A 13,512-nucleotide genomic window follows, 5' to 3' on the forward strand; every position below is an offset into this window, starting at 1 on the left:
GCTTATCCTCGAATGGCCCAGAAGGCCAGGCTCAGGCCGGGGAACTCCCCCGCCACGTAGAAGGCGAAGCCACCGGAGTGCTGCAGCTGCTTCCAGTGCTCGCTGCCCCGGTCCAACTCGAAATAGGTGCTGCCGGCATGGAACGGGATCTGCCGCGGCGCCACCGGCAGTGGCAGCAGGCCGATACCTGGCAGTTGCAGGTTGACCAGGTCACGGATGTGTTCCACCGAACCGATCTTGCTCTGCTGGCCAAAGCGCCCGCGCAGCGTCTCGCCCGGCACGTCGGCGCGCACCACCAGCACGAAGCTGGCACTGTCGAGCAGGCTGCGGTCGGCAAGCATGGCGACGTGAATGCCATAGGCTTTCTCGACGATCGGGATGGCCACCGCCTTGCTGTCGATCAGCGTCGACAGTGCTTCGCGCAACGCGGCGATGACCGGGGCGAAGGACGCGGCCAGGTCGTCGTGCTGGTAGGCCGGGAAGCCCTGTGGCCGGCGCCCGTCGCGGGTGAAGGTGGCAAATTCGCCAGCCATCGCCACCAGCTCGCTGTACAGCCGCTCGGGGTGCAGCGGGCTCAACTGGTTGAGGTGCTCGACCAGCGGCTGGGCACGGTTGACCAGCTGCAGCAACATGAAATCGGCGATTTCCGAGGCACCGCCGTTGGCCGACGCCACCACCCGCCCCGCCAACGCCTCACCGCGCTGGTGCAGCAGGCCAAGCAGTTCGCCAAGCATGCTGGCCAAGCCGTTGTTGGCACTGATGTCCAGCAGCGGCGGGATGTAGCTCTCGTCCAGCACCAGCGCTCGGTCGGCACGTTTCTCGCGCACCCGTACCACGCCCAGGGCCGCATGGTCGCTCAGGCCGTCTTCGCTGCGCAGCAGGCGCAGCGCCCGGCTGCCCAAGGCCAGCGGCGCGCGATTTTCAAACGGGGCGTTGTCGTCACGCACGTCACTGATGCGGCTGACGTAGCGCGCCGCCGCCAGGGCTTCGCCCTCGTCGACCGTGTCGCGGGCTCCGGCACGCTTGAGCGGCAAGCCCAGGTACACCACGCAGTCACGCAGGTCGTCGGGGATCTCGAAGGGGGCCGGTGGCAGGTCGTCACGTGGGATGTCGAACGGCGTACCATCGGGTAGCAGGCCGCGCGCGCTGAGAATGGCCAGCTTGCCCTGGGCCAGCAGGCCCTGGTCGATCAGCAGTTCGGAAAAACCCCAGGCAGCCGCGCTCAGCGGCCGGCTGCGGGCATCCACGAGGTTTTCCAGGTAGCGGTCGTGCTGCTGGAAGTGCTGGGTCGTGATGAACATGCCTTCCGACCACACCACGCGATTGTTCCAGGACATGGAGACTCCGTATGCCTACCGGGCAGGCGCTGTTTGAGGGGCTGCCACGGCGCTGCGCACGGCACGCGCATCGAGGCTGATCTGATAGTCGCGAGGCGGCACCGGCAGCACGCTGCGCCACTGCGCCTGATCGATCTCGCGGTAGCCGACCACCAGGCCAACCTGGCGAGTAGCGGGGTCGAGCGGGCGCTCAAGGTGCAGCTGCGCGCCGGGCTGCAGCAACACTTCGTCCTGGTCGATCAAGTCGGCGCCGAGCGCAGCCTGGGCACGCTCGGTGAGGGTGAAGTAATCGGCACGCGTGAAGGCGGCGCTGTTCTTCAACTCGAAGATTCGCACCCGCACCGGTGCCGGCGTGCCGTTGGCACCCGGGTTCAAGCCTGCCCCGGTGCTGAAGTACAGGCTGATCCCGCCGGGTTGCGCTGTGCCCTGCGCAGTTGGCTGGGCGGCGTCCTTGCTGCAGGCACCCAGCAACACCAGGGCCAGGGCGCCGAGCAGTCGTAGTGCGTTCATTGTCGTCCTCATGACGTATCGGGGCTTCCTGTGTTCCTTCAGGAACGTTGCAAACGGCTGCTGTGGGCCTCGTAGGCGCGGCTGAATTCACGGCCGAACAAGTCCTGGAAGTCGTCTTCGGCTTCCTGGGCAATCTGCCGGTAGAGCGTGGTGAACTGCTGCCAGCAATGGGCCTGGCGCGAGCCACCGAACAATTTGCCTAGCCCCGAGGCCGGGGCTAGGCGCTGCTCCAGGCTGCCCGGCTCAAAGCGAGCCAGCAGGTGCTTGATCGCGGCCTCGACGCCGGCCATCACCGCCAACTGGTGGGCCCTGAGGTCGTCGAAACTGTCCTGCACGGCCTGGTCCGGGGCCATGAACGCTGGGCTGCGCTGGCGCAGCAGCAGCAACAACGCTTCATCGGCGTTGGGGGCAAATTTCAGCGGGTTGTTCTGCACCGGGGCGATGGTGGTCTGTTGCATGCGGAACTCGCCTTTGAGGCTGCTGCGCGCACGTAGCACATCGATCAGCCCTTCCACCATCAAGCGGTAGCTGCGGCCGATGGCCTCCATCTGCGCCTGGGCGTCGCTGGCCTCGATGCGCAGTTGCTCGATACCGGCACCGCGCAGAAATGCCTGTAGAAGGCCAGCCTCGCCCGTGGGCGCGACGCTGGCCGCCGGCACCGCAGCGGCCTCGACGGCAATGGGTTCGGCGACTACAGGCTGGGCGGCCGCGGGCTCGGAGACTGGTGGCATCGGCAGGGCCGGTATGGGTGTTGCCGCTGGCAGGGGCGCCGGGGTGTCAGCGAGCACGTCCCAGCCTTCTGGAATCAGCCCCGTGGGCGCCGCAGCCGGCAAATCGGCGGGTGCCAAGGGCGCCACGGGTGCGGGCGGGCGAAAGTCGTGTTGCTGAGCCGGCACATGGTCCGGCTGGCTGGCGGGCGGCACGCTGCCGGGGCCAAGGAAATCGAACAGATCCGGCAGGGTATCGTGGCTCGGCGCACCTTGCAGAAAGGCGGCTGGCGCCCCGCTGATCGGCGCACTTGCCGCCACCTGGTTGGCCATCAGTGCCTCGAAACTGTTCGCCTGCGCCTGCGCCGCCTGCGGCATGGCGAACGCGTGGTCCAGGCGCACCTGGATTTCGTACTCGCCAATGCGGATAACTTCGCCATCCATCAACGGCTCGCTGTTACCGCGGCGCATGCGGATGCCCGCGTGAACTAACTCGACGCCATTGGTGCTGTTGTCAGTGAGATAGGGCCGCCCATCTTTGAACTGGATCACACAATGGCGCGACGATACCAACCGCTCTGGATCGGGCAGTACCCAATCATTGTCGGTGGCTCGCCCGAGTGTGATGGCACCTGTCTCCAGCACCATTTCCGGGCGTTGCCCGGGCGTGATCTTGTGGTAACTGGTAATAGTCAGGCGAAGTGCCATCATGCCTCCTTGCATATATTTGAAACCAACTTCCATTCATTTGGGTGGCTGCAGGCCACTTCACCAAAACCTTGCTCAAACACCCGTGAATACTGGGCTTTAGCTACCACCAAGGTACTAACTGTGCGCTATTGAAACGCAAATTAAAGGCACTTTGATAGCACGCCGATGAATGGACATCATGCCTGCACAGTGGTTCACACCTGGCACTTGCGGCGCGTAGCTTACCTTGACATCATTTTGGAAATAAACCATAAATGCGCAACTTCAGAGTGCCAAAATGATATCACCGCGATATCAACTTCGCATTCTTTGACAAGTTTGTGCGGCCGTTCACAGAATCAATTAACGCCGCACCAAGCCCTCACCACGGGCTGATATGGAGATCGAATCCTGGTGAACTCGCCGCTGCTTCTCGCCGCTGTTTCCGCAGATTTCCCCTGCGGCGACGACCTGGAATACGACGCCGAATTCCTGCAACTAGAGCGTGATGCCCAGGGCCGCCCCGAGCGCGTCATGGGCGACGCCGTGCAACCGGCCGAGCCACCGCCGTGGCGCGATATCGAACGCGCAAGCACCGCGCTGCTGCAGCGCAGCAAAGACTTGCGCATCACCCATTTCTTGGTTCAGGCCAACCTTGCCCTGCAGGGCCTGCCAGGCCTGGCCGCCAGTCTCGAATTGATCCGCGACCTGCTGGGCGAATACTGGCTGCACCTGCATCCGCAACTGGACGCTGCAGACGACAACGACCCGACCGTGCGCATCAACGCCCTGGCCGGCCTCACCTGCGACGCCAACATCACCCTGCTGCGCGATGCCGTGCTGGTACGCTCGCGCGCCTTTGGCCCGGTCACGTTGCGGGCGGCTTTGCATGCCGCCGGCGTGCAGCACTTCGCCAGCGAGCAGATGAGCGCCGAGGAACTGGCGGCCGCCCTGCGTGATGCCGACCCCGAGCAGCTGCAGCAGTGCCGCCAGGCCCTGCAACTGGCTCGCGAGGCGCTGGACGCCATCGAGCAGCGGGTCAACGACCAGGTCGGTTCGGCCAGTGGTGTCGACCTTTCGCCGCTGCGCCAGCCGCTGCGCCAGGTGCAGCAGGTGCTGGCCGACTACAGCCCGGAAGGTGCCGCGCCACCCGCCAACGGCGATGAGCAGCCCCCGGCAGACCACCAGACCGACCTGCCAATGACACCGGCCAGTGCAGCACGCCCAGCCACCCGCCCCGGCGAGGTGAGCAGCCGCGAGGACGTGACCCAGAGCCTGGATCGGCTGCTGCAGTACTACGCCCGCCACGAGCCATCCAGCCCGCTGCCGGTGCTGCTGCGCCGCGCCAGGCAGCTGGTCAATGCCGATTTCGAAACCATCGTGCGCAACCTGATTCCCGACGGCTTTTCGCAATACGAAAACCTGCGCGGCCCTGAGAACGACTGACCTCAAGGCCCGTACAACACACCGACGCCCGCATGAACAGAGCCGCCGTACCCGGCGCCCAGGAGGAACAACGTGGCGAAAGACAGCTCCCAGAAATTCATTGCGCGCAACCGTGCGCCACGGGTGCAGATCGAGTACGACGTCGAACTGTACGGCGCCGAGAAGAAGGTGCAGTTGCCCTTCGTCATGGGCGTGATGGCCGACCTCGCCGGCAAGCCTGCCGCCCCCCTGCCAGCCGTGGCAGAGCGCAAATTCCTCGAGATCGACGTGGACAACTTCGACTCGCGCCTGAAGGCCATGCAACCACGCGTGGCGTTCAACGTGCCGAACGAGCTGACCGGCGAAGGCAACCTGAGCCTGGACATCACCTTCGAAAGCATGGACGACTTCAGCCCTGCCGCCGTGGCGCGCAAGGTCGATGCCCTGAACCAGTTGCTCGAAGCCCGCACCCAGCTGGCCAACCTGCTGACCTACATGGACGGCAAGACCGGCGCTGAGGACATCATCCTCAAGGCCATCAAGGACCCGGCCCTGCTGCAAGCCCTGGCCAGCGCGCCAAAACCTGCCGATACCGAGCCGAGCGCCTGAGGAGACAGCCCATGAACGACCCATTGCGCGACACCCAGGCCCAGGCACCGGCCACCCAGGACCCCAGCGAATTCGCCAACCTGCTGCTGCAGGAATTCAAGCCCAAGACCGAGCGTGCCAAGGAAGCCGTGGAGAGTGCCGTGCGCACGCTGGCCGAGCAGGCGCTGGCGCAGACCACCCTGGTGTCCAACGACGCCATCGGTTCGATCGAGCAGATCATTGCCGCGATCGACGCCAAGCTGACCGCGCAGGTCAACCAGATCATCCACCACAACGATTTCCAGCAGCTGGAAAGCGCCTGGCGGGGCCTGCACTACCTGGTCAACAACACCGAGAGCGACGAGCAGCTGAAAATCCGCGTGCTCAACGTTTCCAAGACCGACCTGCACAAGACCCTGAAGAAGTTCAAGGGCACCGCCTGGGACCAGAGCCCGGTGTTCAAGAAACTCTACGAAGAAGAATACGGCCAGTTCGGCGGCGAACCCTATGGCTGCCTGGTGGGCGACTACTACTTCGACCAGTCGCCACCGGATGTCGAACTGCTGGGCGAGCTGTCGAAAGTCTGCGCCTCGATGCACGCGCCGTTCATTGCCGCCGCTTCGCCGACGGTGATGGGCATGGGTTCTTGGCAGGAACTGAGCAACCCGCGCGACCTGAGCAAGATCTTCACCACCCCGGAATACGCCGGCTGGCGTTCGCTGCGTGAATCTGAAGATTCGCGCTACATCGGCCTGACCATGCCACGCTTCCTGGCGCGCCTGCCGTATGGCGCCAAGACCGACCCGGTGGAAGCATTCGCCTTCGAGGAAGACACCGACGGCGCCGACAGCAGCAAGTACACCTGGGCCAATGCCGCCTATGCCATGGCGGTGAACATCAACCGCTCGTTCAAGTACTACGGCTGGTGCTCGCGCATTCGTGGCGTGGAGTCGGGCGGCGAAGTGCAAGGCCTGCCGGCGCACACCTTCCCCACCGACGACGGTGGCGTGGACATGAAGTGCCCGACCGAAATCGCCATTTCCGATCGCCGCGAAGCAGAGCTGGCGAAGAATGGTTTCATGCCGCTGCTGCACAAGAAGAACACCGACTTCGCCGCCTTCATCGGCGCCCAGTCATTGCAGAAACCGGCCGAGTACGACGACCCGGACGCCAGCGCCAACGCCAACCTGGCCGCGCGCCTGCCGTACCTGTTTGCCACCTGCCGCTTTGCCCACTACCTCAAGTGCATCGTGCGCGACAAGATCGGCTCGTTCAAGGAAAAGGACGAGATGCAGCGCTGGTTGCAGGACTGGATCCTCAACTACGTCGACGGCGACCCGGCGCACTCCACCGAAACCACCAAGGCCCAGCACCCGCTGGCGGCCGCCGAAGTGGTGGTCGAAGACGTCGAAGGCAACCCGGGTTACTACAACTCACGCTTCTACCTGCGCCCGCACTATCAGCTCGAAGGGCTGACCGTGTCGCTGCGCCTGGTGTCGAAGCTGCCTTCGGCCAAAGGTGCCTGATTGACCCCCCGGGGCCGCCTGGCGGCCCCGCTGGCATTGCCAACCGACCTGAACCCCCGAGGACATCATGGCTGTAGATATTTTCATCAAGATCGGCGACATCAAGGGCGAGTCCAACGACAAGGCCCACAAAGACGAAATCGACGTGCTCAACTGGCACTGGGGCATGTCCCAGTCCGGCAACATGCACATGGGCAGCGGCGGCGGTGCCGGCAAGGTCAACATCCAGGACCTGTCGCTCACCAAGTACATCGACAAGTCCAGCCCCAACCTGATGGCGCACTGCTCCAGCGGCAAGCACATCGACAAGGTCAAGCTTACCGTGCGCAAGGCAGGCGGCGAGAGCCAGGTCGAGTACCTGATCATCAACCTCGAAGAAGTGCTCATCAGCTCGCTGAGTACCGGCGGCTCGGGCACCGATGACCGCCTGACCGAGAACGTGACCCTGAACTTCGCCAAGGTCACCGTCGACTACCAGCCGCAGAAGGCCGACGGCAGCAAGGAAGGCGGCCCGATCAAGTACGGCTGGAACATCCGCTCCAACGTCAAGATCTGACGCCGATGACAACGGTGGCCGGCCACCTGGCCACTGACTGGCCCTGTGGGAGCACGCCCGCTCCCACGGGTTCCACCACAGCCTATGGGAATTCCTGAAGTGGTAGCCGAGATCGCCACCCGCGACCGCCTGCAGCCCTCGCTGCTGGACCGCCTGACCGACGACGAGCCGGGCAACCGGCAGGAAGCCGCCGACAAGCGCGTGCTCAGCCTGCAACAGCTCAAGGCCTCGGTGCTGCGCGATCTGGCCTGGCTGCTCAACACCACTTCGCTACTCGACAGCGCCGCCACCCTGAATACCCTGGCTGGCGCGTCGGTGATCAACTACGGCCTGCCTGCGCTGGCGGGCAACAGCGCCTCGAACATCGACATCGGTGCCCTGGAGCGCATCATCCACCAGGCCATCGCCACCTACGAACCCCGCATTCTCGCCCACACCCTGAAAGTGCGCGCCCAGGCCGCGCCCGGGGAGATGAATGCCAATGCCCTGAGCTTCGAGATCGAAGGCGACCTGTGGGCACAGCCGGCGGCGCTGCCGCTGCTGCTGCAAACGGATGTCGACCTTGAGTCGGGCCATGTCCGGGTCGCCCCTGCCGATCGCCGGAGGCGGCCATGAACCCGCGCCTGCTGGAGCTGTACAACCAGGAACTGCAGCACATCCGCGAAGGTGCCGAGGAGTTCGCCCGGGAGTACCCGAAGATCGCCGGGCGCCTGACCTTGTCAGGGGTCGAGTGCGCCGACCCCTATGTGGAGCGCCTGCTCGAAGGCTTCGCCTACCTGACCGCGCGCGTGCAATTGAAGCTCGACGCCGAGTACCCGACGTTCACCCACAACCTGCTGGAAATCGCCTACCCGCATTACCTGGCACCCACGCCGTCGATGACCGTGGTACAACTGCAGGCCGACCCCGACGAGGGCTCCCTGGCGGCGGGCTTCCCATTGCCACGCGGCAGTGTGCTGCGCGCCAATCTGGGCCGCGACTCACAGACGCCCTGTGAGTTTCGCAGCACCCAGGAGGTTACCCTGTGGCCGCTGCAGGTGGCTGGTGCCGAGTACTTCGGCAACCCCGGCGCCGTGCTCGGGCGCCTTGCGGCCAGCGAGCCCCGGGCACGCGCCGGCCTGCGCCTGACACTGCGCAGCGGCGCCGAAATGCCCTTCAGCAGTTTGCCGCTGACGCGCCTGCCGCTGTACCTCAACGGCGCCGACGAAACCCCGTATCGGTTATACGAGCAGTTGCTGGGCAGCGCCTGCGCCGTGTTCGTGCGCCAGCCCGGGGCCGACTGGGCTGAACGCATCCCGGTGGAACAGGCCTTGCTGCCATGCGGTTTCGATGACCGAGAGGCGGCGCTGCCGGTAGTGCCCCAGGCATTTCAGGGCTACCGCCTGCTGCAGGAATACTTCGCCCTGCCGCAACGTTTTCTGTTCGTCGAATTCGCAGGCCTTGGCCCTGCGGTCAAGCGCTGCGATGGCCAGGAACTGGAAGTGCTGGTGTTGTTCGATCGCCATGACCCGGCGCTCGAAGGCGGCGTCGGCAACAGCCAACTGGTGCCGTTCTGCACCCCGGCGATCAACCTGTTCCCACGCCGGGTCGACCGCATCCACCTGAGCGATCGGGTCAACGAACACCACGTGATCGCCGACCGCACCCGGCCAACCGATTTCGAAATCCACTCGTTGCAGCAGGTCACTGGCCACGGCACCGGGCCGGACCAGGCGTTCCTGCCGTTCTATGCGGTACGCGACCCGTCGCGCTACGGCCGTGACCAAGCCTATTACATCGTGCGCCGCGAGCCACGGGTGCTGTCCAGCGAACAGCGGCGCAATGGCACACGCTCAAGCTACATGGGCAGCGAAACCTTCGTCAGCCTGGTCGACGGCCAGCAGGCGCCGTACCGCCACGACCTGCGCCAGCTGGGCATCAGCGCCCTGTGCAGCAACCGCGACCTGCCGCTGTTCATGAGCGTGGGTGACGGGCGCAGCGACTTCAGCCTTGCCGACAGTGCCCCGGTAGCCGCCGTGCGCTGCCTGGCCGGCCCAAGCCGGCCCAAGGCCAGCCATGCCCACGACAACCGCGCCTGGCGCCTGATCAGCCAGTTGTCGCTGAACTACCTGTCGCTGGCCGAACAGGGCCAGGGGGCTGCAGCCCTGCGCGAACTGCTGCGCCTGTATGGCGACCCGCAGGACAGCGCCTTGCAATTGCAGATCGACGGCCTGCGCGAGGTCAGCTGCCAGCCTTGCACCCGACGCCTGCCCATGCCGGGGCCGATCGTGTTTGGCCGGGGCCTGGAAATTACCCTGACGTTCGACGAAAACGCCTTCCGCGGCACCGGCGTGTTCCTGCTCGGTGCGGTCTTCGAGCGTTTCCTAACCCGCTACGTGTCGGTCAACAGCTTTACCGAAACCGTGCTGCGCACCAGCGAACGTGGCGAGATCATGCGCTGGCGAGCCAAGCCCGGGCGCAGGCCCGTGCTGTGAATACCTTGGCGAACATGCAGGCCGAGCCGTGGGAGTACGACTTCTTCCAGGCGTTGCGCCGGCTGCAAGCGGAAAACCCTGAACTGCCGCGTTTCGGCCATTCGTTGCGCCTGGCCGATGAGCCGGTGCGCCTGGGCCAGCGCCTGGACTGCGGCTTCGCGCCGTCCACCCTGGCCTCGGTCAGCACAAGCGAAGACAGGCCGGCGCGCCTTGAGCAGTTCTTCTTCGGCCTGGGAGGGCCCAACGGCCCGCTGCCGCTGCACCTTACCGAATACATACGCGAGCGCCAGCGCAACCATGCCGACCCGACCAGCAAGCGTTTCCTGGACATCTTCCACCACCGCCTGCTGAGCCTGTTCTACCGGGCCTGGGCCGAGGCCCGGCCAACCGTCAGCCACGACCGCCCCGGTGATGACTACTGGGCTGCGCGCCTGGCCGCACTGAGCGGCCGAGGGCAGGCCGAACTGCAGAACCAAGGGCCACTGGCCGACACCGCGAAGCTGCACTGGTCCGGCCACCTGGCAGCGCAGACCCGCTATCCCGACGGGCTGTGTAGCATCCTGGCCGACTATTTCGGCGTACCGGTCAGCCTGGAGGAATACGTCGGCCAGTGGCTGGAACTGCCCGAGCGCAGCCAGCTGAGTGTGCGCGCCAACCGCCTGGGCGTCGACTTGTGCCTGGGCAGCCACGTGTGGGACCGCCAGCACAAGTTCCGCCTGTGCGTTGGCCCGCTAACGCTCGACCAGTACCACGCCCTGCTGCCCGGCGGCCAAGCCTTCGTCGAGCTGGCGGCCTGGGTCGCCGAATACCTGGGCCAGGAGCTGGACTGGGACCTCAACCTTATCCTCGCGCAGGGCCAGGTGCCCGCGCTGCAACTCAACGCTGGCCAGCGCCTGGGCTTCGATACCTGGCTAGGCCGCCCTGAGCACGATGCTCGCGACCTCAAGCTGGCACGCCACTACGCCACCAAGCAGGCCACCAAGCAGGCCACACAGCCAGTCGTCGCCATACACACAAGGAGCCAGGACCATGGGTGAAATCAGCCGCGCCGCGCTGTTCGGCAAACTCAACAGCGTCGCCTACAAGGCCATCGAGGCCGCCACCGTATTCTGCAAGCTGCGGGGTAACCCCTACGTCGAGCTGGCCCACTGGCTGCACCAGTTGCTGCAGCTTCAGGACAGCGACCTGCACCGCATCGTTCGCCAATTCAATGTGGAACCGGCGCGCCTGGCGCGTGACTTGACTGACGCCCTGGACCGCCTGCCTCGGGGGTCGACCTCGATTACCGACCTGTCATCGCAGGTGGAGGAAGCGGTCGAACGCGGCTGGGTGTACGGCAGCCTGATGTTCGGTGAAAGCCAGGTACGCACCGGTTACCTGCTGGTCGGCATCCTCAAGACCCCAAGCCTGCGCAATGCCCTGCTGGGGCTGTCGGGCGAGTTCGCCAAGCTCAAGGCCGAAGCGCTGAGCGAGCGCTTCGACGAATACGTCGGCGACTCACCCGAGAATGGCCTTGCCGCCAGCGATGGTTTCAGCACTGGCGTGCCCGGTGAGGCCAGCGGCGCCGTGGCGCCGGCGACGATGGGCAAGCAGGAAGCGCTCAAGCGCTTCACGGTCGACCTCACCGAACAGGCACGCAGCGGCAAGCTCGACCCCATCGTCGGGCGCGACGAGGAAATCCGCCAGTTGGTGGATATCCTCATGCGCCGTCGGCAGAACAACCCGATCCTCACCGGCGAGGCTGGAGTCGGCAAGACGGCCGTGGTCGAAGGCTTCGCCCTGCGCATCGTCGCCGGCGACGTGCCACCGGCACTCAAGGACGTGGAACTGCGCAGCCTGGATGTCGGCCTGCTGCAGGCCGGCGCCAGCATGAAGGGCGAGTTCGAACAGCGCCTGCGCCAAGTGATCGAAGACGTGCACGCTTCGCCCAAGCCGATCATCCTGTTCATCGACGAAGCGCATACCCTGGTTGGCGCCGGCGGCGCTGCCGGCACCGGCGATGCCGCCAACCTGCTCAAGCCGGCCCTGGCCCGCGGTAGCTTGCGCACGGTGGCTGCCACCACCTGGGCCGAATACAAGAAGCACATCGAGAAAGACCCCGCCCTGACCCGCCGCTTCCAGGTGGTGCAGGTGGAAGAACCAAGCGAAGCCAAGGCCCTGCTGATGATGCGCGGCGTGGCTTCGACCATGGAAAAACACCATCAGGTGCAGGTGCTCGACGAAGCGCTTGAGGCGGCGGTGAAGCTGTCGCACCGCTATATCCCGGCGCGCCAGCTGCCAGACAAATCAGTGAGCCTGCTCGACACCGCTTGCGCCCGCGTCGCCATCAGCCTGCACGCAGTGCCGGCCGAGGTCGACGACAGCCGCCGGCGGATCGAGGCGCTGGACGTAGAGTTGCAGATCATCGCCCGCGAGGCGGCCATCGGCGTGGCCACCGGGCAGCGCCAGGGCCACGCCCAGGCCCTGCTGGCCGAGGAGCGCGAGCGCCTGGCTGGCCTGGAAAGCCGCTGGGCCGAAGAAAAGGCGCTGGTCGACGAGCTGCTGGCAACCCGCGCCGAGTTGCGTGAGCAGGCGGGCGCGGTCGACCAGGGCCACTCGGCACTGCGCGACAAACTGGTCGACCTGCAGCAGCGCCTGGGCGACCTGCAAGGGGAAAGCCCGCTGATCCTGCCGACCGTGGACTACCAGGCAGTGGCTTCGGTGGTCGCCGACTGGACCGGCATCCCGGTGGGGCGCATGGCACGCAATGAAATCGAAACCGTGCTCAACCTCGACAGCCACCTGGCCAAGCGCATCATCGGCCAGGACCACGCCCTGAAGATGATTGCCAAGCGCATCCAGACTTCCCGCGCGGGCCTGGACAACCCGAACAAGCCGATTGGTGTGTTCATGCTTGCCGGTACCTCCGGGGTGGGCAAGACCGAAACCGCCCTGGCTCTTGCCGAAGCGATGTACGGCGGCGAGCAGAACCTGATCACCATCAACATGAGCGAGTTCCAGGAAGCCCACACCGTTTCCACTCTCAAGGGCGCGCCACCTGGCTACGTGGGCTATGGCGAAGGCGGCGTGCTGACCGAGGCAGTGCGCCGGCGGCCCTACAGCGTGGTGCTGCTGGATGAGGTGGAAAAGGCCCACCCGGACGTGCACGAGATTTTCTTCCAGGTGTTCGACAAGGGTGTGATGGAGGATGGCGAGGGCCGCCAGATCGATTTTCGCAATACGCTGATCCTGCTTACCACCAACGCCGGTACCGAACTGATCGCCAACCTCTGCAGCAATTCGCAGGCGCTACCCGACCCGGAATCGGTGGCGACCCGCCTGCGCCAACCATTGCTGGAAATCTTCCCGCCGGCGCTGCTCGGCCGCCTGGTGACCATCCCTTACTACCCGCTTAGCGACGCCATGCTCAAGGCCATTACTCGCCTGCAGCTGGAGCGTATCCGCAAACGGGTCGAAGCCACCCACAAGGTTGGCTTCAGCTACGACGAGGGGGTGGTGGAGCTGGTCGTTTCGCGCTGCACCGAAACCGAAAGCGGTGGCCGCATGATCGACGCCATCCTCACCAACGGCCTGCTGCCAGACATGAGCCGCGAGTTCCTGACCCGCCTGCTCGAAGGCAAGCCGCTGGCCAGCGTTGCCATCAGCCGGCGCGACAACGACTTGCACTATGACTTCGGCGCCGCCGGCTGACGGCGGCAG

The 13,512-nt window shown here is 65.5% G+C and carries 11 protein-coding genes; 8 read left to right on the forward strand and 3 right to left on the reverse strand.

All coding sequences use genetic code 11. From position 1 onward, the window contains the following. Positions 1-2: 2 nt before the first annotated feature. Genes tssK through tagH form a run of 3 tightly spaced genes read right to left on the reverse strand, consistent with a single transcriptional unit; the run spans position 3 to position 3,262 of the window. On the reverse strand, positions 3-1,337 hold the full coding sequence (gene tssK / locus F3J45_RS12555) for a type VI secretion system baseplate subunit TssK (RefSeq protein WP_167062610.1): 1,335 nt from the start codon (positions 1,335-1,337) through the stop codon (positions 3-5). A gap of 15 nt (positions 1,338-1,352) precedes the next feature. Further along, entirely contained in the window at positions 1,353-1,847 is a 495-nt protein-coding gene (tssJ, locus tag F3J45_RS12560) for a type VI secretion system lipoprotein TssJ (RefSeq protein ID WP_167062613.1), read from the reverse strand. A gap of 38 nt (positions 1,848-1,885) precedes the next feature. Continuing rightward, positions 1,886-3,262 carry a type VI secretion system-associated FHA domain protein TagH gene (gene tagH, locus F3J45_RS12565; RefSeq protein ID WP_167062616.1) on the reverse strand — a complete coding sequence of 459 codons (1,377 nt, stop codon included), beginning with the start codon at positions 3,260-3,262 and terminating at the stop codon, positions 1,886-1,888. Positions 3,263-3,658: 396 nt separating this feature from the next. Here tagH and tssA point away from each other — a divergent pair, with 396 nt between their 5' ends. From tssA to tssH, 8 genes are all read left to right on the forward strand, one after another. Beyond that, positions 3,659-4,690 (forward strand): type VI secretion system protein TssA, encoded by a 1,032-nt coding sequence (gene tssA / locus F3J45_RS12570; RefSeq protein ID WP_167062619.1) that lies wholly within the window; start codon positions 3,659-3,661, stop codon positions 4,688-4,690. 72 nt (positions 4,691-4,762) lie between these two features. Then, a complete protein-coding gene (tssB, locus tag F3J45_RS12575; protein WP_167062622.1) occupies positions 4,763-5,278 on the forward strand; it encodes a type VI secretion system contractile sheath small subunit in 516 nt (171 codons plus the stop codon). 11 nt (positions 5,279-5,289) lie between these two features. Further along, entirely contained in the window at positions 5,290-6,783 is a 1,494-nt protein-coding gene (gene tssC, locus F3J45_RS12580) for a type VI secretion system contractile sheath large subunit (protein ID WP_167062625.1), read from the forward strand. Between the two features lie 67 nt (positions 6,784-6,850). Then, a complete protein-coding gene (locus F3J45_RS12585; RefSeq protein ID WP_167062628.1) occupies positions 6,851-7,339 on the forward strand; it encodes a type VI secretion system tube protein Hcp in 489 nt (162 codons plus the stop codon). A gap of 84 nt (positions 7,340-7,423) precedes the next feature. After that, positions 7,424-7,954 (forward strand): type VI secretion system baseplate subunit TssE, encoded by a 531-nt coding sequence (gene tssE / locus F3J45_RS12590; protein WP_205300494.1) that lies wholly within the window; start codon positions 7,424-7,426, stop codon positions 7,952-7,954. Further along, a complete protein-coding gene (gene tssF, locus F3J45_RS12595; protein ID WP_167062631.1) occupies positions 7,951-9,813 on the forward strand; it encodes a type VI secretion system baseplate subunit TssF in 1,863 nt (620 codons plus the stop codon). The genes tssE and tssF overlap by 4 nt, the downstream gene beginning before the upstream one ends. Further along, positions 9,810-10,850, forward strand: a complete 1,041-nt coding sequence (tssG, locus tag F3J45_RS12600; protein ID WP_370526370.1) for a type VI secretion system baseplate subunit TssG — start codon at positions 9,810-9,812, stop codon at positions 10,848-10,850. The genes tssF and tssG overlap by 4 nt, the downstream gene beginning before the upstream one ends. Continuing rightward, positions 10,843-13,503, forward strand: coding sequence for a type VI secretion system ATPase TssH (gene tssH, locus F3J45_RS12605; protein ID WP_167062634.1), 2,661 nt, complete (start codon positions 10,843-10,845; stop codon positions 13,501-13,503). The genes tssG and tssH overlap by 8 nt, the downstream gene beginning before the upstream one ends. The last annotated feature ends 9 nt before the right edge of the window (positions 13,504-13,512 follow it).

The organism is Pantoea sp. Ap-967, from assembly GCF_011752565.1.
GTDB lineage: Bacteria > Pseudomonadota > Gammaproteobacteria > Pseudomonadales > Pseudomonadaceae > Aquipseudomonas.